The following is a 22,966-nucleotide window of genomic DNA, read 5'->3' as shown; positions in this document are numbered from 1 at the left end:
CGCCGCCGCCCGCTCCCCCGACCGGCACCCGGCGGAGCGCACACGGAAGGGGCCGCCCTCCTCGCGGAGAGCGGCCCCTTCGTGCGTGCGTCGTACCGGCCCGGTCAGGCCGACTTCTCGTGCGGCCCCTGGTCCTTCGGGACGATCCGCGGCACCAGCGTCGGGTTGACGTTGGAGCGGACCACGTCGGCGGTGATGACTACCCGGGCCACGTCCTTGCGGGACGGGACCTCGTACATGACCGACATCAGCACCTCCTCCATGATGGCGCGCAGGCCGCGCGCGCCGGTCTGGCGGAGGATGGCCTGGTCGGCGATGGCCTCCAGGGCGCCCCGCTCGAAGTCCAGCTCCACCCCGTCGAGTTCGAACAGCCGCTGGTACTGCTTGACCAGCGCGTTGCGCGGCTCGACGAGGATCTGGAGCAGGGCCTCGCGGTCCAGGTTGTGCACGGAGGTGATGACCGGCAGACGGCCGATGAACTCCGGGATCATCCCGAACTTCACCAGGTCCTCCGGCATGACCTCCTGGAACTGGTCGCTGGCCTCGATCTCGCGCTTGGAGCGGATGGTGGCACCGAAACCGATGCCCTTCGCGCCCGCCCGCGACTCGATGATCTTCTCCAGCCCCGCGAAGGCGCCGCCCACGATGAACAGCACGTTCGTGGTGTCGATCTGGATGAACTCCTGGTGCGGGTGCTTGCGTCCGCCCTGCGGGGGCACCGAGGCGGTGGTCCCCTCCAGGATCTTCAGCAGCGCCTGCTGCACGCCCTCGCCGCTCACATCGCGGGTGATCGACGGGTTCTCGCTCTTGCGGGCGACCTTGTCGATCTCGTCGATGTAGATGATCCCGGTCTCGGCCTTCTTGACGTCGTAGTCCGCGGCCTGGATCAGCTTGAGCAGGATGTTCTCGACGTCCTCGCCCACGTAGCCGGCCTCCGTCAGCGCGGTGGCGTCGGCGATGGCGAACGGGACGTTGAGCATCCGCGCGAGGGTCTGCGCGAGGAGGGTCTTGCCCGACCCCGTGGGACCGAGCAGCAGGATGTTGGACTTCGCGAGCTCGATCGCGTCGTCCCGGCCCTGCGCGCCGCCGTTCTCGCCGGCCTGGACGCGCTTGTAGTGGTTGTACACCGCGACGGAGAGCGCCTTCTTCGCCGGCTCCTGGCCGACGACGTAGCTCTCCAGGAACTCGTAGATCTCGCGGGGCTTGGGCAGTTCCTCCCAGCGCACCTCGCTCGTCTCCGCGAGTTCCTCTTCGATGATCTCGTTGCAGAGATCGATGCACTCGTCGCAGATGTACACACCGGGGCCCGCGATGAGCTTCTTCACCTGCTTCTGGCTCTTCCCACAGAACGAGCACTTGAGCAGGTCGCCGCCGTCACCGATGCGTGGTGCCACGAGGTGCTTCCCCTTCGCCTGGGAGACGCCTGGTTCAGCGCTCCTGGTGCCTCATATCCGACGGTACCTTGCCGGGGCCCCGTTTCGGGGCCCCGTGCAAGTATCAGCCGTTGTTCATCTTCCGGGTGGAGATGATCTGGTCGATCAGGCCGTACTCCAGCGCGGCCTCGGCCGTCAGGATCTTGTCGCGCTCGATGTCCTCGCGGATCTTCTCGATCGGCGTGGTCGAGTGGGTCGCGAGCATCGACTCCAGCTGGTCGCGCATGCGCAGGATCTCGTTGGCCGCGATCTCCAGGTCGGAGAGCTGCTCGCGACCGGTGCCGCCGGAGGGCTGGTGGATCAGCACACGGGCGTTCGGCAGGGCCATGCGCTTGCCCGGGGTGCCGGCGGCGAGCAGGACCGCGGCGGCGGAGGCGGCCTGACCCATGCAGACCGTCTGGATGTCGGGCTTCACGAACTGCATCGTGTCGTAGATGGCGGTCAGCGCGGTGAACGAGCCGCCGGGCGAGTTGATGTAGATCGAGATGTCGCGGTCCGGGTCCATCGACTCCAGGCACAGCAGCTGCGCCATCACGTCGTTGGCGGAGGCGTCGTCGATCTGCACGCCGAGGAAGATCACGCGCTCCTCGAAGAGCTTCGCGTACGGGTCGTACTCGCGCACGCCCTGCGAGGTGCGCTCGACGAAGCGCGGGACGACGTAGCGGCTTTCCACCTGCGGGCCGGTGTGGAGGCCGGAGAGGTTGTTCAGCATCTGGGTGTTCACCATCCTGGTGGCGTTCTGCGGGCTGGGGTCGCGCTGCGCGGGGTCGGGTCCGTGGGCCTGTCGGCTCAGGCCCCGGTGCCGCCGCCGCCCGGGACGAGGGAGGCGGCCGAGATGATCTCGTCGATCAGGCCGTACTGCTTGGCCTCCTCGGCGGTGAACCAGCGGTCGCGGTCGCCGTCGCGGATGATCGCCTCGACGGTCTGACCGGAGTGGTGGGCGGTGATCTCGGCCATCCGCTGCTTGGTGCGCAGCAGGTACTGGGCCTGGATCTTGATGTCCGACGCGGTGCCACCGATGCCGGCGGAGCCCTGGTGCATCAGGATGTCGGTGTTGGGGAGCGCGAAGCGCTTGCCCGCGGTGCCGCCCGTCAGCAGGAACTGGCCCATGGAGGCGGCCATGCCCATGCCGATGGTGACGATGTCGTTCGGGATGTACTGCATGGTGTCGTAGATCGCCATGCCGGCCGTCACCGAGCCACCGGGGCTGTTGATGTAGAGGTAGATGTCCTTGTCCGGGTCGGCCGCCAGGAGCAGGAGCTGCGCCGTGATCTTGTTGGCGATGTCGTCGTCGACCTGCTGGCCGAGGAAGACGATCCGCTCACCCAGCAGCCGGTTGTAGACGTGGTCGCCGAGGCCACCACCGATACCCGTCTCCCCCGCGGCGTAAGGCTTCAGATTCGTCATGTAGCCACCTGCTCGTCTCCGACGGCGTTGCCGTCCTCGCGTGTCGTTCTCGGGGTCACGGGTCCTGCACGGTCCAACTCGGCGGACCGGTGCGGAAGCCGGCGTTCCGTGAAGTTCGTCAGCTTTCCGTGCCCTCGTATTCAAGGACCCTAACGCGCAGGTCGGACGACGCCATCCCGCTTCCCGAACTGTTCGCTTGGAGCGCAAGGTGACGGCCCCCGGCCGACGCCCCGCGCGGCCCCGTGACGCGGAAGGCCCGGACGCGTGGCGCGTCCGGGCCTTCCCCTGCTCACCCCGGCGTGTCGCCGGGGCGGAGCGATGCCTTACTTGGCCTCGGCCTCGACGGCCTCGGTCTCGACGGCGGCGTCGGCGACCTCGGCGGTCTCCTCGTCCTCGTCGGAGAGGTCCACGACCTCACCCTTGGTGTCGACGACCTTGGCGGCCTCGACGACGACCGCGAGGGCCTTGCCGCGGGCGACCTCGCCGACCAGCATCGGGACCTGGCCGCCCTCGACGACGGCCTGGGCGAACTGGTCGGGGGACATGCCGGAGGACTGGGCGCGGCGCAGCAGGTGCTCGGTGAGCTCCTCCTGGTTGACGTTCAGCTTCTCCTTGTTGACCAGGGCGTCCAGCAGGAACTGGGTCTTGATGCCCTTGACCGCCTGCTCCTTGGTCTCGGCCTCGAACTCCTCGACCGTCTTGCCCTGGAACTCCAGGTACTTCTCCAGGCTCAGGCCCATCTGGCCGAGCTGGTGGTGCTCCAGGTTGTGCTTGCGGGTGTTGACCTCGTCCTCGAGGAGCTTCTCGGGGACGGGGATCTCCGCGAGCTCCAGGAACTTCTCCAGCACGCGCTCCTGGGCCTGGGTGGCCTGGTCGTACTGCTTCATGTTCTCGAGGCGCTTGCGGCTGTCGGCCTTCAGCTCGTCGAGGGTGTCGAACTCGCTGGCCATCTGGGCGAACTCGTCGTCCAGGGTCGGGAGCTCCTTGGCGGAGACCTTGGTGACCTTCACGGTGACCTCGGCGTCCTTGCCCTCGGCGGAGCCGCCCTTGAGCTGGGAGGTGAAGGTGGCCTCGCCACCGGCCTCCAGGCCGGTCACGGCCTCGTCGATGCCTTCCAGCAGCTCGCCGGAGCCGATGGTGTAGGAGACGTCGGAGGCGACGCCGTCGGGCAGCACCTCGCCGTCGACCTTGGCCTCGAGGTCGATGGTGACGACGTCACCCTCGGCGGCGGCGCGCTCGACCACGTTGGTGGCGGCGAAGCGCTCGCGCAGATGCTCGACGGACTTCTCGACGTCCTCGTCGGTGACCTCGACCGCGTCGACCTCGACCTCGATGCCGGAGTAGTCCGGGATCTCGATCTCGGGGCGGATGTCGACCTCGGCGGTGAAGGCCAGCAGCTCGCCGTCCTTCAGCTCGGTGACGTCGATCTCCGGCTGGCCCAGCGGGTTCAGCTCGGCCTCGTTGATGGCCTCGGTGTAGTACTTCGGGAGGGCGTCGTTGACGGCCTCCTCCAGCACCGCGCCGCGGCCGAAGCGCTGGTCGATGACCCGGGCCGGGATCTTGCCCTGACGGAAGCCCTTGACCGTGACCTGCTTGTTGATCTTCTTGTACGCCGCGTCGAGGCTGTCCTTGAGCTCCTCGAAGGGCACCTCGACAGTGAGCCGAACCCGAGTCGGGTTCAGGGTCTCCACGGCGCTCTTCACGGTTCGGTCTCCTTGTGGCTGACATCGGGGGGTTCTGCCGACGCTGGGAATCAGCGGGCCGGCGGATCGGGCCCGGTACATCAGACACACGGGCACGCAGCTTGCATAGTAACCGCACACGAGAACCTGCCCACAACGCGATCTTCACGTCGGGGGTCGGCCGGCGAGGTGTGGAGAGGGGTGCGCGCGGGGCGTGGGAGTACGCGCGCGGGGGCGCGTGCGCGGGGTTGTGGGGCGGTCCGCGCCGACGGCCCGGGGCCGTCGGCGGATCGGACGCGACGAACAGATGATGGTCGGGGTGGCCGGATTCGAACCGACGACCTTCCGCTCCCAAAGCGGACGCGCTACCAAGCTGCGCCACACCCCGTCGGTGCGACACGTAGGGTACATGCCCGGGGACCCTCCGACACGCGGGTTCTCGCGCTCGTCGGCGGTGTCGGGAAGTGGTGTGCGCCGCCGCCCGGGAACCCGCTAGGATGCGTGACGTGCCACACCCCGGGTCCGGGGTCCGGTGGTGCGCTTGCGGGCGTAGCTCAATGGTAGAGCCCCAGTCTTCCAAACTGGCTACGCGGGTTCGATTCCCGTCGCCCGCTTCGTTTCGACCGAGGGTCGGGACGGTGGAGTCCGCTCCCCGTTCCGGCCCTTCGGCGTTTCACGGGGCCGCGGGCGGGTGTCCGGGCACGGCCGGTGGGCGGGACGGCGTCGTCGGCGTCCCGCGTGCGGTGCGTGTGCGGTCGGGCGCGCGTCCCTAGAAGCTGATCTTGCCGAGGGTGTCGGCGATCGAGTTCAGGAATTGGTTGACGTTCCCGGCGATGGAGCTGGAGGCGAGGAAGAAGCCGAAGAGGACGGCGACGATCGCCGGGCCCGGTTTCAGGTTCTTCCCTCTGATCAGCACCACCATGATGATCGCCAGCAACACCACCGCCGACAGCGAAATGGCCATGATCCCTCACATCCTCGGTCGTCCCCGCTCGGCCCGGGATGCGCGGTCCTCCCACACACCCACATGGAGCATCCTCCCACCAACCGGGGCCGGCTACCCGTGGCCTGACTGATCGACATCCCCGGAGGGGGTGGGGTCGGCGGGACCGGCGAGGCCGAGGAGGGCCCGCGTGCGCGCGTATTTGGCGCGCAGGCGCGCACGGGTGGGGTCGTCGAGGGCGGCGAGGCGGGTGGGGTCGGTGTTGTGGGCGAGGTCGGCGGTCTTCACGAGGAGGGCGCCGGGGGTGGCGAGGATCCGCGCGGTGTAGCTCTCGGGGCTCTCGCCGGGGGCCTTGGTGAGGGCGCGGACCACGGCTTTGACCCGGTCCGACAGGGCGGCGTTTTCCAGCCACTCCTCGGTGAGGGCGTGGTCCTCGACGGCGTCGTGGAGCCAGGCGGCGGCCTGGAGTTCGGCGTCCCCGCCCCGCTCGCGCACGCCGGCGGCGACGGCGGCGAGGTGTTCGACGTAGGGGCGGCCGAGTTTGTCGGTCTGCGGGGCGTGGGCGGCGCGGGCCAGGGCCTCGACCTCGGCGAGGGTGAGGTGTCGCGGTGCTTCGTGCGTCATCGGGCGGTGACCTTTCGGGCGGCGGCGGACAGGGCGCGGGCGGCGCGGCGGGCGTCGTCGGGGGTGGTGCGCCAGTTGGCGAAGGCGGCGCGCAGGGCGGGGGTGCCGTCGAGGACGGTGGGGGTGGTGAACACCTCCTCGGCGGCGGCCTCGCGCAGGGCGGCGAGGGCGGTGGGGTCGGGGCCGGTGGCGAGGGTGAAGCAGACGACGTTGAGGCGGACGGGGGCGAGCAGGCGCAGCGCGGGGTCGGCGGCGAGGTGTTCGCCGAGGATCCGGGCGCAGGCGATGTCGCGTTCGACGATCTCACGGTGGCCGGCGCGGCCGTAGGCGCGGATGGTGAACCAGGCGGCCAGGGCGCGCAGTCGGTGGGAGTTCTCGGGGGTGAGGTGCACGAGGTCGGGCTCGGGGCCGAGGGGGCCGAGGTAGGCGGCGGTGTTGGCGTACACGCGGGCCTGGAGGTCGGGGCGGCGGGTGAACTGCGCGGCGCTGTCGTAGGGGACGTTCAGCCACTTGTGCAGGTCGACGCAGACGGAGTCGGCGGCGTCGAGACCGGCCAGGAGGTGGGCGTGGTCGGGGCTGAGCGCGGCGAAGGCGCCGAAGGCTGCGTCCACGTGCAGCCAGGCGCCGTGTCGGTCGCGGAGGGCGGCCAGCGCGGTGAGGTCGTCGAAGTCGACGGTGTTGACGGTGCCGGCGTTGCCGAGGATCACGGCGGGGCCGGGGTGGGCGCTCAGGGCGCGGTCGAGGGCCTCGGGGTCGACGGCCTCGCGGCCGGGGAGGGTGGGGAGGGTGACGAGGGCGGAGCGGCCGAGGCCGAGGATCGCGAGGGCCTTGGCGACGGAGGAGTGCGGGGCGCCGGAGTACACGCGGGGGGTGATCCCGGCGGCGGTGAGGGCGGTGACGCCGTCGGCGGCGGGGCTGAGGCCGGCGTGCTCGCCGAGCCATTCGCGGGCGATGGCCAGGCCGACGGTGTTGGACTGGGTGGCGCCGGAGACGAGTGTGCCGGTGTGGGCGTCGGAGAGGCCGAACCAGGGGCGCAGGCGGGCGAGGGTCTCGCGTTCGAGGTGTTGGCCGGCGGGGTCGAGGGCGGAGTTGGGGTTCTGGTCGTGGGTGGCGGTGAGCCAGTCGCCGGCGAGGGCGGCGGGGGTGGCGCCGCCGGTGACGAAGCCGAGGTAGCGGGGGCCGGCGGAGGCGGAGAGGCGGGGTTCCCAGTCGCGGCGGAAGGCGGCGAGGGCGGCGTCGAAGCCGATGCCGTCCTCGGGGTCGACCTCCGGGGTCGGGGCGGGGCCGGCCGGGGGGAGGACGGGGCGGTCGTGGAGGCCGGCGAGGGTGTCGCGGGCGACGGCGGCGGTGGTGTCGAGGAGGTCGGCGAGCCGGTCGAGGTCGGCGGCGAGGCGCGGGTGCATGGGCGCACGGTAGAGCGGGCGGGGCGGGAGCGGGCCGGCCAATCGCCGTGCGCCGGCCTGCCGGGGCCTCGGCTCAGTGGGAGCGGCGGATGAGGAGGAGGGCGCGGTCGTCGTTGACGTCCTTGGCGACCTTCTCGATGAGGTGCCAGGCGGCGCCCTCCCAGCCGGCGGCCACGTAGCGGTCGGCTTCGCCGGTGAGGCGGTCGATGCCCTCGGCGATGTCGCGGTCGGAGGTCTCGACGAGGCCGTCGGTGAAGAGCATGAGGACGTCGCCCTTGCCGAGGGTGCCCTTGGCGGGTTCGAACTCGGCCCCGTCGTAGACGCCGAGGAGGGGGCCCTCGCCGGTGCGTTCGCTCCAGCGGCCGGTGCCGGCGTTGAGCTGGAGGGCGGGCAGGTGGCCGGCGGAGAGGAGTTCGTAGTCGCCGGTCTCCAGGTCGAGGACCAGGTGGATGGAGGTGGCGAAGCCCTCGTCCCAGTCCTGGCGGAGCAGGTAGCCGTTGGCGGCGGGGAGGAAGTCGGGCGGGGGCAGGGAGCCGAGGAGGCCGCCGAAGGCGCCGGAGAGGAGCAGGGCGCGGGAGCCGGCGTCCATGCCCTTGCCGGAGACGTCGGTGAGGACGATCTCCAGGGTGCGGCCGCGGGGGCCGGTGCGGGCGGCGACGACGAAGTCGCCGGAGAAGGACTGGCCGCCGGCGGGGCGCAGGGCCATCTCGTGGTGCCAGCCGTCGGGGAGGGCGGGCAGTTCGCTCTGGACGCGGATGCGTTCGCGGAGGTCGAAGAGCATGGTGCCGCCGCGTCTCCAGGGGACGCCGACGCGGCTGCGGAACTGGGCGATGACCAGGCCGAAGAGTCCGGTGGCGGCGACGACGAGGACGGTGCCGGGGGTGACGCGGGCGGGGCCCTCGGTGTAGGGGCCCAGGACCAGGGCCTCGATGATCAGGGAGGCGGCGGCGGAGGCGTAGAGGGCGAGGAGGCTCGCGGGGCGCAGCAGGAGTCCGCCGGCGACGATGGGCATGACGAGGGCGGAGGGCGAGAACCAGACGGGCCACAGGAGTGTGCCGCAGGTGATCGCGGGAATGGTGAGGAAGAGGCCGACGAAGGCCACCCAGTCGGACGCGTCGCCGCGGAAGTAGTCCACGGCGGATTTGCGCAGGGCGGTGCGTGCCCGGTGCCAGGTCTTGCGCATCCGGGCCGCGATCGTCTCCACACGGGCTTTGGCCATTGTCAGGGGACCCTATCCACCTTCGCTGTGTACGCGCAGGGCTACCCCTGCGACGGATGTCGATTCCGGGTCGAAAACCCTTCGACTCCGGCGGAATGCCCTGTTAAGCATGGTCCTATGGCTATTGAGACGCGGGTGCTGCGGCCCGAGGAGTGGGACTCCTGGTACGGAAACCTCGAATGGGCCTTCGGGGGCACGCCGGAGTCGCCTGAGGAGCGGAAGCTGTACCGGTCGCTGACCGAGTTCGAGCGGTCGCTGGGCGTGTGGGACGGGGAGACGCCGGTGGGGTGTGCCGGGGCGTTCTCGTTCCGGATGACGTTGCCGGGCGGCGGGGTGCTGCCGGTGGCCGGGGTGACGATGGTGGGGGTGGCGCCGACGCACCGCCGGCGCGGGGTCCTCACGTCGATGATGCGCCGGCAGTTGGACGACGTGCGGGCGCGCGGCGAGGCGGTGGCGGTGCTGACGGCCTCGGAGCCGGAGATCTACGGCCGGTTCGGGTACGGGGTCGGGACGCGGTGCGTCTCGTTGGACGCGGACGTGACGCGGGCCCGGATCGCGCGGCTGCCCGAGGGCGTGGACGAGGTGCGGTTGCGGCGGGTGGATCCGCGCGAGGCGCTGGCGGCGTGCGAGCGGGTGTACGCGGCGCTGGTGCCGGAGCGGCCGGGGATGATGGAGCGGCGCCCGGGCTGGGAGGAGCAGGACCTGCTGGACCCGGAGGCGAACCGGGAGGGCTGTTCCCCGCTGGTGTGCGTGGTGGCGGAGGACGCGGCGGGCGAGGTCGTGGGCTACGTGCGGTACGCGCTGCGTTCGGACTGGGAGTTGTCGGGCGCGGAGGGGAAGGCGGAGGTCCGCACCCTGGACGCGTCGACCCCGGCGGCGTACGCGGCGTTGTGGCGGTACGTGTTCGAGCTGGACCTGGTCTCGCGGGTGCGGGTGCACAGGCTGCCGGTGGACGCGCCGTTGTTGCACCTGGTGAACGACGTGCGGCGGTGCGAGGTCCGGGTGCGGGACTCGTTGCACGTGCGGTTGGTGGACGTGGACGCGGCGCTGGCGGCGCGGCGTTACCGCTCGCCGGTGGACGTGGTGCTGGACGTGGTGGACGGGTTCCTGCCGGAGAACTCGGGCCGGCGTCGGTTGACGGGGGACGCCAAGGGCGCGCAGTGCGCTCCGACGACGGACGCGGCGGAGCTGCGCTTGGACGTGCGGGAGCTGGGCGCGGCCTATCTCGGCGGGACCACCTTGCGGGAGCTGGCGGCGGCGGGTCTGGTGACGGAGCTGCGGCCGGGCGCGTTGGCGGCGGCGTCGACGGCGTTCGCGGGCGACGTGGCCCCCTGGTTGCCGCACGGGTTCTGAGTCTTCGGTGCCGAGGCCCGTGCGGGTGGGCGGGTCTCGGTCGTCGTGTGGCGCGAATGGGCGGGCCCGGTCCGGCGGGGGTGACGCGGGCCTATGCTCGCGGCATGCGATTCAGTTACGCCCTGTTACCGGACCATCCGTTGAACGAGTCCCTCGACGCGATCGAGTTGGCGGACTCCTTGGGTTTCCACGCCTGCTACGCGGCGGACGAGACCTGGCACAAGGACCTGTGGTTGCTGTTCGCGGCGGCCGCCGGGCGGACGAGCCGGATCCGGTTCGGGCCGAGCGTGTCCCCGATGCTGTTGCGCGAGCCCACGCACCTGGCCCAGGCGCTGGCCACCCTGGACGAGCTGTCGAACGGGCGGGCGGAGGCGGTGCTCTCCAGCGGGAACGTCGAGTTGCTGGCGCAGTACGGCATCGACGCGGCCCGTGCCAAGCCCCTGTCGCGGACGAAGGAGGCGCTGCACGTGGCGCGGACCCTCCTCGACGAGGGGAGCATCACCTTCGAGGGCGAGTTCTACCGGTACGACGGCCTGTACACCTTCGCCCGTCCCGCGCAGGAGCGGGTGCCGTTGAAGCTGGGCGCGATGCTCGGGCCGCGGTCCTTCGAGGCGGCGGGGGAACTGTCGGACGGGTGTCACCACGCGTTGAGCTACACGCGGGAGGCGTACGAGTACGCGGTGCGGCACGTCCGCGCGGGCGCCGAGCGGGCGGGCCGGGACTTCGCGTCGTTGGACATCGGCGCGTGGGTGGTGTTCTCGGTCGGTGAGGACGGCGCGGCGGCGAAGGAGGCGGCCCGCAGCATGGTGGGCATCTACGCCTCCGCGATGCCCGAGGCCCAGTTGGTGCGCAACGGGGTGGACCCGGTGGTGTTGAAGCCGGCGATCGAGGCCATTCGGGAGGGCGATCTGGCGGCGGGGATCGAGTTGACCCCGCCGGAGGTGGCGGAGCGGCTGTCGATCTCCGGGACCCCGGAGGAGTGCGCCGAGAAGATCGCCCGGGAGATCGCCCCGGCGGGCGTGAACCACATGATCTGCGCGTTGACCGACCGGACCCTGGTGCACGCCTTCACGGGACGCGTGCTGGACGGGGTGGCGGACATCCCGACGCAGTTGCGGCTGATCCACGACCGGATCATGCCCCGCTTCGCCTGAGCCCCCCGCCCGCGCCCCGCGCTCAGCGCTGTTGGCAGGTGGGGCACCAGAAGAGGTTGCGGGCGGCGAGGTCGGCGGTGCGGATCTCGTCGCCGCACAGGTGGCAGGGCATGGCGGCGCGGCGGTACACGTACACCTCGCCGCCGTGGTCGTCGACGCGGGGCGGGCGGCCCATGGCCTCGGGGGTGTGTTCGGGGCGGACGGTGTCGATGCGGTTGAGGCGGACGCCCTCGCGCATGAGGGCGACGAGGTCGGTCCAGATCGCGTCCCATTCGCGGCGGGTGAGGTCGCGGCCGGCGCGGTAGGGGTCGATGCCGTGCCGGAAGAGGACCTCGGCGCGGTAGACGTTGCCGACGCCGGCGATGACCTTCTGGTCCATGAGGAGGGCGGCGACGGTGGTGCGGGAGCGGCTGATCCGGGCCCAGGCGCGGTCGGGGTCGTCGTCGGGGCGCAGCGGGTCGGGGCCGAGGCGCTCGTGTATCGCGGCCTTGTCGTCCTCGGTGAGGAGGGCGCAGGTGGTGGGTCCGCGCAGGTCGGCGTAGGTGTCGTGGCCGGTGAGGCGCATCCGGACGGTGGCGGTGGCCGGGGGTGCGGGGAGCGGGCCGAAGCCGTATTTGCCGAAGAGTCCGAGGTGGACGTGGATCCAGTCGTCGCCGAAGCCGAGGAAGAGGTGTTTGCCGTGGGCCTCGGTGGTGTCGAGGACGCGGCCGTCGAGGAGGGCGGCGGAGTCGGCGAAGCGGCCCTGGGGGCTGCTGACGCGGACGGGGCGGCCGGCGAAGCGCTCGGCGTGGTCCTGGGCGAGGCGGTGGATCGTATGCCCTTCGGGCACGGCGGGCTCCTCGGGTGTGGTGCGGTCGTGCGCGTGCCGCCCGGCCCCGGGGCGGGGCGGGCGGCACGTCGTGGCGGGTCCGGTGTGGCCGCGGGCGTCAGCTCGCGTCGGCCTGCGGGTGGTGGGCCGGGATGGGGGGCAGTTCGCCGGTGGTCTCGTACGCGGAGAGCATGTCGATGCGGCGGGTGTGCCGCTCCTCGTCCGAGTAGGGGGTGGCGAGGAACGCCTCGATGAAGGAGACGGCCTCGTCCTGGGTGTGCATGCGGCCGCCGACGGAGATGACGTTGGCGTTGTTGTGCTCGCGGCCGAGCTTGGCGGTCTCGACGCTCCAGGCCAGGATCGCGCGGACGCCCTTGACCTTGTTGGCGGCGATCTGCTCGCCGTTGCCGGAGCCGCCGATGACGATGCCGAGGCTGTCGGCGTCGGCGGCGGTGCGCTCGGCGGCGCGGAGGCAGAACGGCGGGTAGTCGTCCACGGCGTCGTAGATGTGGGGGCCGAGGTCGACGGGCTCGTGGCCGTTGTTCTTGAGCCAGTCCACGAGGTGGTTCTTCAGTTCGTAGCCGGCATGGTCGGATCCGAGGTACACGCGCATGGGACGAGTGTGGCACGGGGCCGGCCGGGGCTCGTCGCGGGGTGGCGTGGGTCACTCGAAAACCTCAAGTAACGCTTAAGGACCCTGATGGGGCAAGGGGGGACGAAGGTCCCGGACTTCGTGCCCGGGGCAACCGTCCGGGGGAGGGTCTTCCGCCCCGGGCGGGGGCCGGGGTTTGATGTCGGGCAACTCGTAACCCGAGCACCCCTCACACCCAAGGATTCGTCCATGAGCAACACGACGACCCTTCGGAAGGCAGGCGGCGGCCCCTCCGGCGAACCCGGCTCCGGCACCGACTCCCCCCAGCCCTCCGACGGCCTCAAGGCCGGTCTGAAGAACCGACACCTCTCCATGATCGCGATCGGCGGCGTGATCGGCGCCGGTCTGTTCGTGGGGTCGAGCGGCGGCATCGCCAAGGCCGGGCCCGCCATCCTGATCTCGTACGCGCTGGTCGGCGCGATGGTGGTCTTCGTGATGCGGATGCTCGGCGAGATGGCGGCGGCGAGCCCGAACTCGGGGTCGTTCTCGGCGTACGCGGACCGGGCGCTGGGCCGCTGGGCCGGGTTCTCGATCGGCTGGCTGTACTGGTTCTTCTGGGTCGTGGTGCTGGCGGTGGAGGCGACCGCCGGCGCGGTGATCCTGGAAGGCTGGGTCCCGGCCGTGCCGCAGTGGGCGTGGGCGTTGATCGTGATGGCCGTGCTGACGGTGACGAACCTGGGTTCGGTGGCCTCGTACGGCGAGTTCGAGTTCTGGTTCGCGGGCATCAAGGTGGTCGCGATCGGCGCGTTCGTCGTGGTGGGCCTGCTGGCCGTGTTCGGGCTGCTGCCCGGGTCGGACAACCCGGGCGCGGGTCTGGCGCACCTGACGGACACCGGCGGGTTCTTCCCGCACGGGGTGGGTGCGGTGCTGACCGGTGTGCTGATGGTGGTGTTCTCGTTCATGGGCAGCGAGATCGTGACGCTGGCGGCGGGCGAGTCGGAGGACCCTCGGCGCGCGGTGACGAAGGCGACGAACTCGGTGATCTGGCGGATCGGCGTGTTCTACCTGGGGTCGATCCTGGTGGTGCTGACGCTGCTGCCGTGGAACGACCCGTCGATCCAGGAGAAGGGTTCGTACGTCGCGGCCCTGGACTCGATCGGGATCCCCGCGGCCGGGCAGATCATGAACGTGATCGTGTTGACGGCGGTGCTGTCCTGCCTGAACTCGGGGCTGTACACGGCCTCGCGGATGGCGTTCTCGCTGGGCGAGCGCGGGGACGCGCCGAGGGCCTTCGCGAAGGTCAACGCCAAGGGCGTGCCGGTGACGGCGATCCTGGCCTCGGTGGTCTTCGGGTTCGTGGCGGTCTACTTCAACTACGCGTTCAAGGACAGCGTCTTCCTGTTCCTGCTGAATTCCTCGGGCGCGGTGGCGTTGTTCGTGTGGCTGGTGATCTGCTTCACGCAGCTGCGGATGCGCGGGATCCTGCTGCGCGAGGCGCCGGAGAGGCTGACGGTGCGGATGTGGCTGTTCCCGTACCTGACCTGGGCCACGGCCGCGATGATCTCGTTCGTGCTGGTCTACATGCTGTTCGACGACGCGAACCGCGAGGTCGTGCTGCTGTCGGTGCTGGTGGCGGCGGTCGTGGTGGCGGTGGGCGTCTCGCGTGACGTGCTGCGCCGGCGGGCCGGCGTCGACGCCGGCTGATCGCCCCGCGGAACGCCGACGGCCCCGGACCACCGCTCGCGGTCCGGGGCCGTTCGGTCGCCGGGACTCAGGCGCGGCGGTCCAGGAGCTTCCACGCGGTGGGCAGCAGGCCCATGGCGAGGGCGGCCTTGAGGGCGTCGCCGACGAGGAAGGGGACGACGCCGGCGGCGAGGGCGGCGGTCAGGCCCATGCCGGTGGCGCCCATGAGGTAGGGGACGCCGACGGCGTACACGAGGGCGGAGCCGAGCACCATGGCGCCGGCGGTGCGGAGCACGGAGCGGTCGGCGCCGCGCCGGGCGAGGGCGCCGACCACGGTCGCGGCGAGCAGCATCCCGAGGACGTAGCCGAAGGAGGCGCCGAAGGCCCCGGAGGTGCCGTTGGCGAACCAGGGCAGGCCGACCGCGCCGAGAGCGGCGTACAGGCCGAGGGAGAGGGCGCCGCGGCGGGCGCCGAGGGCGGTTCCGACGAGGAGGGCCGCGAAGGTCTGACCGGTGACGGGCACCGGGGAGCCGGGGATCGGCACGGCGATCTGCGCGGCGATCCCGGTGAGCGCGGCGCCGCCGGCGACCAGGGCCACGTCACGGACGCGGCTCGCGGGCAGCAGGTCGGCCAGGACGAGACCGGGACGGGAGGCGACGGATGCAGTGCTCATGGGGACTCCGCGAGGGGGCAGGTATGGGGAACGTCCCGACGCTAGTGCGGGCGCCCGTTCGCCGACATCGGGGTCCGCGACAAAGCCTTGATCGACCGATTGGTGGACTTCCGACAAAGAATCAGGTCCACACCCGGACCTGACCCTTCTCGGGGTGATCCTGGTCACGAGCAAGATCACGCCAAGAGTCCGTTTTGCGAAGAAGGGTGTTACTCGGTGAAACTGTAGGGTCCCGCCAACCATGTATCCACCGCCCGACCGAGCACGAGAGTACGAGCACCCCTCATGCGCGCACCCCAGCCCGACGAACCCGCGGCGAATTCCCTCGCCGCGCCCGCCGAGCCCCTGTCCCACGGCCTGAAACAACGCCACCTGACGATGCTGGGCCTCGGTGGCGTGATCGGCGCCGGCCTCTTCGTCGGCTCGGGCGCCGGCATCACCCTGGCCGGTCCGGCCATCGTCTACTCCTACCTCCTCGCCGGCGTGCTGGCGATGCTGGTGATGCGGATGCTGGGCGAGATGTCGGCCGCGATGCCCTCCTCCGGCTCCTTCTCGGTGCACGCCGAGCGGGCCCTGGGCCGCTGGGCCGGGTTCACGGTGGGCTGGCTGTACTGGTTCCTGCTCGTGGTCGTGCTGGCCGTGGAGGCCACGGCCGCCGCGTCGATCGCGCACGGCTGGCTGCCCTCGGTGCCGCAGTGGGGCTGGGTACTGATCTTCATGGTGGTCTTCACCGTCTCCAACCTCGCGGCGGTGAAGAACTTCGGCGAGTTCGAGTTCTGGTTCGCCTCGCTGAAGGTCGGCGCGATCGTCCTGTTCCTGGTGCTGGGCACCCTGGCCGTGTTCGGGCTGCTGCCGGACACCGACCCGGTGGGCCTGTCGAACCTGACCGGGCAGGGCGGGTTCGTGCCCAACGGGTGGGGCGGGGTGGTCTCCGGCGTGCTCGCGGTGATCTTCGCCTTCGGCGGCCTGGAGGTGGTCACCATCGCGGCGGCCGAGTCCGACGACCCGGCCCGTTCGGTGGCCCGCGCGGTGCGCAGCGCGGTGTGGCGGATCCTCTTCTTCTACGTGGGCTCGATGCTCGTGATCGTGGCCCTGCTGCCGTGGGACTCGCTCACCCCGGGCCAGAGCCCGTACGTGGCGGTGCTGGACTCGATCGGGATCCCGGCGGCCGGGCAGATCATGAACATCGTGGTGTTCGTGGCGCTGCTGTCGGCGCTGAACGCGAACCTGTACGGCTCCTCCCGGATGGTGTTCTCGCTGGCCGAGCGCGGGGAGGCGCCCAAGGCGCTGCTGAAGGTCTCGCCGGGCGGGGTGCCGCGTCCGGCGGTGCTCGCGTCGGTGGCCTTCGGCTTCGTGTCGGTGGTGCTGAACCTGCTGTGGCCGGACACGGTCTTCCTCTACATGCTGAACGCGGTCGGCGCGGTGCTGCTGTTCGTGTGGGCGCTGATCGCGGTCTCGCAGCTGCGGCTGCGGCGCCGGATCGAGCGGGAGATGCCCGAGCGGCTGACCCTGCGGATGTGGGCCTTCCCGTACCTGACGTGGGCGGCGCTGGTGGCGATGGCCGCGGTCTTCGTGCTGATGATGCTCGACGACTCGGCGCGCCCGCAGTTGCTGTGGTCGGGCGGGGCCACCGTGCTGGTGCTGATCGTGGCCCTGGTGCGCGAGCGGCGCGCGCCCGCCAAGGGCTGAGGCCCGAGCCCCGCGCCCACCGTTCCCGCTCCCCCGTTCCCGACCCCGCCCCGTCCGCGCCCACCGCGCGGGCGGGGCGGCGGCGTTGAGGGGGGCCGTTCACGTCGACACGACCGGGGCCGGCCGAACGGCCCGGCGGGGGCGGCCCGGTGGTCCCGACGGGGACCCGAGCGTGCGGGGGTGATCACGAAACGTGAGGCGCCTGTCCGAATAACGGACGCAACCTGTCCGTTCAGCGGACACCGGTCATGCTTGTGGCCAGTTCAAACCACCGCACACCCGGACAGGCAACCCCATGAGCCAGAGCACGCTGACTCCCCCGGACAACCGGGCGAGCGACCCGGAGTCCCCCGAGTCCTCCCCCCTGTCGAACGGCCTCAAGCAGCGCCACCTTTCGATGATCGCCCTCGGTGGCGTCATCGGTGCCGGGCTCTTCGTGGGGTCGGGCGCCGGCATCGCCGCCGCCGGTCCGTCGATCGTGCTCGCCTACGCCGCGTCCGGTCTGCTCGTGATGTTCGTGATGCGGATGCTCGGCGAGATGTCCGCCGCGAACCCCGCCTCCGGCTCCTTCTCCGTGCACGCCGAACGCGCCATCGGCCCCTGGGCCGGGCTGACCTCGGGCTGGATGTACTGGAACCTGCTGTGCGTGGGCGTGGCCATCGAGGCCATCGGCGCCGCGCAGATCATGGTCGACTGGTTCCCCGCCACTCCCTCGTGGATGTGGGTGCTGATCTTCATGGCGGTCTTCTGCGTCACCAACCTGGCGGCCGTCTCCAACTTCGGCGAGTTCGAGTTCTGGTTCTCCGCCCTGAAGGTCGGCGCCATCGCGATCTTCCTGGGCCTGGGCATCGCCGCGATCTTCGGCCTGCTGCCCGGCACCGACTCCCCCGGCACCGCGCACCTGATGGGCGACGGCGGGTTCATGCCCAAGGGCGTGGACGGTCTGCTGGTGGGCCTGCTGGCCTCGGTCGTGGCCTACGGCGGTCTGGAGACGGTCACCATCGCGGCGGCCGAGTCGGACAGCCCGGTCAAGGGCGTGGCCAAGGCCGTGAAGACCACGATGTGGCGGATCGCGATCGTCTACGTGGGCTCGATGCTGGTCATCGTCACCCTGATCCCGTGGCACAGCTCGGCGGTCACCGAGGTCGGCCCGTACGCGGCCACCCTGGACTCCCTGGGCATCCCGCACGCCGGTCAGATCATGAACGTGGTCATCCTGATCGCGCTGCTGTCGGCGATGAACGCGAACATCTACGGCTCCTCGCGGATGGCGTACTCGCTGGTGACCCGCGGTCAGGGCCCGAAGGCCCTGGGCAAGGTGACGAACAAGGTGCCGCGCCGCGCGGTGCTGGCCTCCTCCGGCTTCGGCTTCGTCGCGGTGCTGCTGTCCTACTGGTGGCCGGACACCGTCTTCGCCTGGCTGCTGAACATGGTCGGCGCGACCGTGCTGGTGGTCTGGGGCTTCACGGCCGCCTCCCAGCTGGTGCTGCGGCGCCGGATGGAGAAGGAGTGCCCGGAGAAGCTGGTCGTCAAGATGTGGCTGTTCCCGTACCTGACCTGGGTCACCCTGGCCGGCGTGGCGGGCGTGCTGATCCTGATGGCCTGGAGCGCCGACACCCGGATCCAGGTGGTCTTCACCGGCGGTCTGGCCGTGGCCCTGAGCGTCTTCGGCTACCTGCGACAGAAGAAGGCCGCCGCGCTCTGAGCCGACCGGCACCGGCACCTCGAAGGGGCCCCGCGCACACCGCGCGCGGGGCCCCTTTCGCATGCCGGAAACAAGCGCCGACAGCTGAGGTGACCCTTACGTGTGACGCGGAATAGATACTGCTAGCGTGCAGTTGCGCATTGATTGCAATAGGCATCCGCAGTGAGCAGTGAGCACGTTGAGGGGACCGGACATCGCATGGCCATCTACACGCTTCCCGAGCTTCCGTACGAGTACTCGGCGCTGGAGCCCGTGATCAACCCGCAGATCATCGAGCTGCACCACGACAAGCACCACGCGGCGTACGTCAAGGGCGCGAACGACACCATCGAGCAGCTGGAGGAGGCGCGCGACAAGGAGAACTGGGGCGCGCTCAACGGCCTGGAGAAGAACCTCGCGTTCCACCTCTCCGGCCACATCCTCCACAGCATCTACTGGCACAACATGGCCTCCCCGAAGACCGGTGAGGGCGGCGGCGAGCCCACCGCCGCCGACGGTCTGGGCGACCTGGCCGACGCGATCACCGAGTCCTTCGGTTCGTTCGCGAAGTTCAAGAAGCAGCTCACCTTCGCCTCCTCCGCCACCCAGGGCTCCGGCTGGGGCGTGCTCGCGTACGAGCCCGTCTCGGGCCGCCTGATCGTGGAGCAGATCTACGACCACCAGGGCAACGTCGGTCAGGCATCCGTGCCGATCCTCGTCTTCGACGCCTGGGAGCACGCCTTCTACCTTCAGTACAAGAACCAGAAGGTGGACTTCATCGAGGCGATGTGGAACGTCGTCAACTGGCAGGACGTGGCGGCCCGCTACGTCGACGCCAAGGCCAAGACCCCGCTGCTCATCCCCACCAAGGGCTGAGTCGCGGCAACCCGCCCGGTCTTCCGGGCCCCGTCGGCCGGCCGCCGCCACGAGCGGCCCGGCCGGCGCCCCCGTGCCGTCCGCCTCGTGATCGTCTTCTCAACCTTCGCGGCCGGACGTGTGGAACGAAGAGCCCCCGCGAGGACGTGACTCGCGGGGGCTCTTCGCCGTCGTGCGGGGTGGGACTACTCGAAGCTGGGGTCGGCGGTGCGGGTCCGCTTGATCTCGTAGAAGCCGGGCACGGAGGCCACGAGCAGGGTGCCGTCCCACAGGCGGGCGGCGGCGTCGCCGCGCGGGATCGGGGTCACGACGGGCCCGAAGAAGGCCACGTCCTCGCCGTCGGCCCCGGGCACCGAGATGATCGGGGTGCCCACCTCCTGGCCCACGCGCTCGATGCCGTCCGCGTGCGAGGCGCGCAGGGCGGTGTCGAAGGCGTCGGTGTCGGCGGCCTCGATCAGTTCGGCGGGCAGTCCGGCGTCGGCGAGCGCGGCCACGATCACCTCACGGCCGTAGCCCTCGCCCCCGTTGTGGATCCTCGTGCCGAGCGCGGTGTACAGCCGGCCCACGGTCTCGTCGTCGTACTTCTGCGCCACGGCGGTCGCGACGCGCACCGGGGCCAGGCCCTTGGGGCCGACGATCTCGCGGTAGTACTCGGGCAGCTCGTCCACCCGGGCCTCGTTGAGGACGGCCAGGCTCATCACGTTCCACCGCACCCGGATGTCGCGCAGCTTCTCGACCTCCAGGACCCAGCGCGAGGTCATCCACGCCCAGGGACAGATCGGGTCGAACCAGAAGTCCACGACGGTCTTCTCGGGCACCTGGGCCTCGGACACCTGGGTCTCGGACATGGGGGACTCCTTCACGGCGGTCACTCGGGCGGTACGGGCGTTCCCCCAGCGCAACAGGCGTCCTCGGGCCCGCATTCCCCGTGCGAGGATTTCGTGGAGACTTCGAGCGGCCGAGGCCGGCGGACACCCCGCCGGGTGGCCACGCGGAAACGAAACGCACGAAGGAGTGCCTGTGCCCGGTGAGAACCTGACCCGCGACGAGGCCCGGGAGCGGGCCGCGCTGTTGACCGTCGACGGGTACGAGGTGAACCTCGACGTCCGCTCGGCCGTCGACCCCGCCGGGCAGACCCGCCCCGACGGCGCGGGGCCGCGCACCTTCCGCTCCGTGACCACGATCCGGTTCCGCGCGACCCGGCCCGGCGCGAGCACCTTCGCCGACCTGATCGCCCCCTCCGTGAACGCGGTCACCCTCAACGGACGCTCCCTGGACCCGGCGCTCGTCTTCGACGGCTCGCGGATCGCGCTGGACGAGCTGGCCGCGGAGAACGTGCTGGTGGTGGACGCGAACTGCGCGTACAGCCGCACCGGCGAGGGCCTTCACCGCTTCGTGGACCCCGAGGACGGCGAGGTGTACCTGTACACCCAGTACGAGCCGGCCGACGCCCGGCGCGTGCACGCCGACTTCGAACAGCCCGACCTGAAGGCCCCGTTCCGCTTCGTGGTGACCGCGCCCGAGGCGTGGCGGGTCTGGAGCAACGGCGCGGTGGAGTCGCACGAGGACGGGGTGTGGACCTTCGCGGAGACCGCCCCCATCTCCACGTACATCACGTGCGTGGTCGCCGGCCCGTACCACTACGTCACCGACACCTACACGCGCGGCGAGCTGACCATCGAGCTGGGCGCGATGTGCCGCAAGGGCCTCGCCCGGTACTTCGACGCCGACGACGTGTTCCTCGTGACGAAGCAGGGCTTCGACTTCTTCCACGAGCACTTCGACTACCCGTACCCCTTCGGCAAGTACGACCAGGCGTTCGTGCCCGAGTACAACCTCGGCGCCATGGAGAACCCCGGCATGGTGACCTTCCGCGAGGAGTACATCTTCCGCGGCAAGGTGACCCGGGCCGCCTACGAGCGGCGCTCCAACACGATCCTGCACGAGATGGCCCACATGTGGTTCGGGGACCTCGTGACCATGCGCTGGTGGGACGACCTGTGGCTGAAGGAGTCCTTCGCGGACTTCATGGGCTCGTTCTCGCAGGTGGAGGCGACCCGCTTCGACCAGGCGTGGGTGACCTTCGCCAACAGCCGCAAGGCATGGGCCTACCGCGCCGACCAGCTGCCCTCCACCCACCCGGTCACGGCCGACATCCGGGACCTGGAGGACGCCAAGCTCAACTTCGACGGCATCACCTACGCCAAGGGCGCCGCCGTCCTCAAGCAGCTCGTGGCCTACGCGGGCCGGGACGCGTTCCTGGAGGGCGCCCGCCGCTACTTCAAGGCGCACGCCTACGGCAACACCACCCTGGACGACCTGCTGTCGGTGCTGGCCGAGGTCTCCGGGCGGGACATGAGCGCCTGGTCGCGGGCCTGGCTCCAGACCGCAGGCGTGAACAGCCTGACCCCGCAGCTCACGGTGGACGCCGCCGGCCGGATCACCGAGCTCGCCGTGCTCCAGGAGGGCGAACCGGCCCGCCCGCACCGCGTGGTCGTCGGCCTGTACCGGATCGAGGACGGGTCCCTGACCCGCTACGCGCGGGCCGAGACGGACGTGGTCGGCGCGCGCACCGTCATCGACGGACTCGCCGGACAGGAGCGGCCGGCGCTGGTGCTCGTCAACGACGAGGACCTCACCTACTGCAAGATCCGCTTCGACGCCGAGTCCCTGGCCACGCTCCGCCGGCACCTCGGCGACCTCACCGACCCGCTGGCCCGCGCCCTGTGCTGGTCGGCGGTGTGGAACCTGACCCGGGACGGGCTGATGCCGGCCCGCGACTTCCAGGCCCTGGTGACCGCGTTCGCCGGCCGCGAGTCGGACGTGGGCGTGCTCCAGATGCTGCACGGCCAGGCCCTGACCTCCGTGACCCGCTACACCGCGCCCGGGCGGCGCGAGGCGGCCGGGCGGGAGCTGGCCACGGCGGCCCTGCACGAGCTGCGGGTGGCCGAGCCCGGCTCGGAGCACCAGCTGCTGTGGGCGCGGTTCTTCGCGGCCTGCGCCACCACCGAGGGCGACTTCCAGCTGCTGCTGGGGCTGCTGGGCGGGTCGGCGCGGATCGACGGGCTGGAGGTGGACCAGGAGCTGCGCTGGGAGTTCCTGGCCTCGGCGGCGGCGCACGGCGCGGTGGACGAGGGGGTGCTCGCGGCGGAGCTGGCCCGCGACGACACGGCCTCGGGCAAGCGGCACCAGGTGCGCTGCCTGGCCGCGCGCCCCTCGGCGGCGGTCAAGGACCAGGCGTGGGCGGCGGTCGTGGAGTCCGACGGGCTGTCCAACGCGCTGGTGGAGGCGACGATCGCGGGGATGCAGCAGTCCTCGCAGCGGGAGCTGCTGGCCCCGTACACCGACCGCTACTTCGCGGTGATCGAGGGCCTGTGGGCCGAGCGGTCCATCCAGATCGGCATGGACGTGGTGCGCGGCCTGTACCCGGCGCTCCAGGACTCGGCGGAGACGGTGGCCAAGACCGACGCGTGGCTCGACGCGCACGAGGAGGCGCCGCCGGCGCTGCGCCGGCTGGTGCTGGAGGCCCGCGACGACCTGGCCCGCGCCCTGCGCGCGCAGGAATGCGACGCGACGTGACGCGCGGATCGGCGTGAGCGCGTGAACGAGTGAGCGCGTGAGGGCGGCGGGTCCGTTCCGGGAATTCCGGGGCGGACCCGCCGCCTTTTTTCCGCACCACCCGCACCGCTTCCCACATGGAATTCAATCGTCATACAATCGCTTTATCGGATACCGAACTCCCG

At 71.1% G+C, this 22,966-nt stretch carries 19 protein-coding genes and 2 tRNA genes; 8 read left to right on the top strand and 13 right to left on the bottom strand.

Annotated features, from left to right (window positions below; genetic code table 11):
• Positions 1 to 104 precede the first annotated feature (104 nt).
• The 5 genes from clpX to ACN20G_RS17760 all read right to left on the bottom strand — a co-directional run bounded on the left by clpX (position 105) and on the right by ACN20G_RS17760 (position 4,910).
• Complete coding sequence (gene clpX, locus ACN20G_RS17780; protein ID WP_424213773.1) at positions 105 to 1,394, bottom strand: ATP-dependent Clp protease ATP-binding subunit ClpX; 1,290 nt, start codon at positions 1,392 to 1,394, stop codon at positions 105 to 107.
• 103 nt (positions 1,395 to 1,497) lie between these two features.
• Positions 1,498 to 2,160: an ATP-dependent Clp protease proteolytic subunit gene (locus ACN20G_RS17775; RefSeq protein WP_424213772.1), complete on the bottom strand. Its 663-nt coding sequence runs from the start codon at positions 2,158 to 2,160 to the stop codon at positions 1,498 to 1,500.
• Positions 2,161 to 2,222: 62 nt separating this feature from the next.
• Positions 2,223 to 2,840 (bottom strand): ATP-dependent Clp protease proteolytic subunit, encoded by a 618-nt coding sequence (locus ACN20G_RS17770; protein WP_424213771.1) that lies wholly within the window; start codon positions 2,838 to 2,840, stop codon positions 2,223 to 2,225.
• Positions 2,841 to 3,163: 323 nt separating this feature from the next.
• Complete coding sequence (gene tig / locus ACN20G_RS17765) at positions 3,164 to 4,543, bottom strand: trigger factor (RefSeq protein WP_424213770.1); 1,380 nt, start codon at positions 4,541 to 4,543, stop codon at positions 3,164 to 3,166.
• A gap of 290 nt (positions 4,544 to 4,833) precedes the next feature.
• A tRNA-Pro gene (locus ACN20G_RS17760) sits at positions 4,834 to 4,910 on the bottom strand.
• A gap of 155 nt (positions 4,911 to 5,065) precedes the next feature.
• On the opposite strand from ACN20G_RS17760, the gene ACN20G_RS17755 reads away from it, so the two are divergent.
• Positions 5,066 to 5,136, top strand: a tRNA-Gly gene (locus ACN20G_RS17755).
• 155 nt (positions 5,137 to 5,291) lie between these two features.
• Here the strand turns inward: ACN20G_RS17755 and ACN20G_RS17750 are convergent.
• From ACN20G_RS17750 to ACN20G_RS17735, 4 genes are all read right to left on the bottom strand, one after another.
• Positions 5,292 to 5,486: a hypothetical protein gene (locus ACN20G_RS17750; RefSeq protein ID WP_424213769.1), complete on the bottom strand. Its 195-nt coding sequence runs from the start codon at positions 5,484 to 5,486 to the stop codon at positions 5,292 to 5,294.
• A 93-nt stretch (positions 5,487 to 5,579) separates the two neighbouring features.
• Positions 5,580 to 6,089 (bottom strand): HD domain-containing protein, encoded by a 510-nt coding sequence (locus tag ACN20G_RS17745; protein WP_424213768.1) that lies wholly within the window; start codon positions 6,087 to 6,089, stop codon positions 5,580 to 5,582.
• Positions 6,086 to 7,492 carry a pyridoxal phosphate-dependent decarboxylase family protein gene (locus ACN20G_RS17740; protein ID WP_424213767.1) on the bottom strand — a complete coding sequence of 469 codons (1,407 nt, stop codon included), beginning with the start codon at positions 7,490 to 7,492 and terminating at the stop codon, positions 6,086 to 6,088. The genes ACN20G_RS17745 and ACN20G_RS17740 overlap by 4 nt, the downstream gene beginning before the upstream one ends.
• Positions 7,493 to 7,565: 73 nt before the next feature.
• Complete coding sequence (locus ACN20G_RS17735; RefSeq protein ID WP_424213766.1) at positions 7,566 to 8,711, bottom strand: PP2C family protein-serine/threonine phosphatase; 1,146 nt, start codon at positions 8,709 to 8,711, stop codon at positions 7,566 to 7,568.
• Positions 8,712 to 8,828: 117 nt separating this feature from the next.
• Here ACN20G_RS17735 and ACN20G_RS17730 point away from each other — a divergent pair, with 117 nt between their 5' ends.
• Both ACN20G_RS17730 and ACN20G_RS17725 read left to right on the top strand, forming a co-directional pair.
• A complete protein-coding gene (locus tag ACN20G_RS17730; RefSeq protein WP_424213765.1) occupies positions 8,829 to 10,064 on the top strand; it encodes a GNAT family N-acetyltransferase in 1,236 nt (411 codons plus the stop codon).
• Positions 10,065 to 10,168: 104 nt separating this feature from the next.
• The gene (locus ACN20G_RS17725; protein WP_424213764.1) at positions 10,169 to 11,218 is read left to right on the top strand and encodes an LLM class flavin-dependent oxidoreductase; all 1,050 of its coding nucleotides are present in this window, start codon (positions 10,169 to 10,171) and stop codon (positions 11,216 to 11,218) included.
• Positions 11,219 to 11,240: 22 nt separating this feature from the next.
• Here ACN20G_RS17725 and ACN20G_RS17720 read toward each other — a convergent pair whose 3' ends face one another.
• Positions 11,241 to 12,047 (bottom strand): Fpg/Nei family DNA glycosylase, encoded by an 807-nt coding sequence (locus ACN20G_RS17720; protein ID WP_424213763.1) that lies wholly within the window; start codon positions 12,045 to 12,047, stop codon positions 11,241 to 11,243.
• 97 nt (positions 12,048 to 12,144) lie between these two features.
• A complete protein-coding gene (locus tag ACN20G_RS17715; protein ID WP_424213762.1) occupies positions 12,145 to 12,639 on the bottom strand; it encodes a ribose-5-phosphate isomerase in 495 nt (164 codons plus the stop codon).
• 228 nt (positions 12,640 to 12,867) lie between these two features.
• Between ACN20G_RS17715 and ACN20G_RS17710 the strand changes: the two genes are divergently transcribed.
• Positions 12,868 to 14,322, top strand: a complete 1,455-nt coding sequence (locus ACN20G_RS17710; RefSeq protein WP_424213761.1) for an amino acid permease — start codon at positions 12,868 to 12,870, stop codon at positions 14,320 to 14,322.
• Between the two features lie 67 nt (positions 14,323 to 14,389).
• On the opposite strand, the gene ACN20G_RS17705 is transcribed toward ACN20G_RS17710, so the two are convergent.
• The gene (locus ACN20G_RS17705) at positions 14,390 to 14,974 is read right to left on the bottom strand and encodes a biotin transporter BioY (RefSeq protein WP_424213760.1); all 585 of its coding nucleotides are present in this window, start codon (positions 14,972 to 14,974) and stop codon (positions 14,390 to 14,392) included.
• 285 nt (positions 14,975 to 15,259) lie between these two features.
• Here ACN20G_RS17705 and ACN20G_RS17700 point away from each other — a divergent pair, with 285 nt between their 5' ends.
• From ACN20G_RS17700 to ACN20G_RS17690, 3 genes are all read left to right on the top strand, one after another.
• Positions 15,260 to 16,663 (top strand): amino acid permease, encoded by a 1,404-nt coding sequence (locus ACN20G_RS17700; RefSeq protein WP_424213759.1) that lies wholly within the window; start codon positions 15,260 to 15,262, stop codon positions 16,661 to 16,663.
• A 295-nt stretch (positions 16,664 to 16,958) separates the two neighbouring features.
• Positions 16,959 to 18,368 carry an amino acid permease gene (locus ACN20G_RS17695; protein WP_424213758.1) on the top strand — a complete coding sequence of 470 codons (1,410 nt, stop codon included), beginning with the start codon at positions 16,959 to 16,961 and terminating at the stop codon, positions 18,366 to 18,368.
• 198 nt (positions 18,369 to 18,566) lie between these two features.
• Positions 18,567 to 19,223, top strand: coding sequence for a superoxide dismutase (locus ACN20G_RS17690; protein WP_424213757.1), 657 nt, complete (start codon positions 18,567 to 18,569; stop codon positions 19,221 to 19,223).
• 185 nt (positions 19,224 to 19,408) lie between these two features.
• On the opposite strand, the gene ACN20G_RS17685 is transcribed toward ACN20G_RS17690, so the two are convergent.
• Positions 19,409 to 20,071: a DsbA family protein gene (locus ACN20G_RS17685; RefSeq protein WP_424213756.1), complete on the bottom strand. Its 663-nt coding sequence runs from the start codon at positions 20,069 to 20,071 to the stop codon at positions 19,409 to 19,411.
• Between the two features lie 172 nt (positions 20,072 to 20,243).
• Between ACN20G_RS17685 and pepN the strand changes: the two genes are divergently transcribed.
• Positions 20,244 to 22,802, top strand: a complete 2,559-nt coding sequence (pepN, locus tag ACN20G_RS17680) for an aminopeptidase N (RefSeq protein WP_424213755.1) — start codon at positions 20,244 to 20,246, stop codon at positions 22,800 to 22,802.
• The last annotated feature ends 164 nt before the right edge of the window (positions 22,803 to 22,966 follow it).

The sequence above is a fragment of the Streptomyces dryopteridis genome (assembly GCF_049606955.1).
Lineage (GTDB): Bacteria > Actinomycetota > Actinomycetes > Streptomycetales > Streptomycetaceae > Streptomyces.
This window is presented reverse-complemented; position numbering and strand designations above follow the sequence as displayed.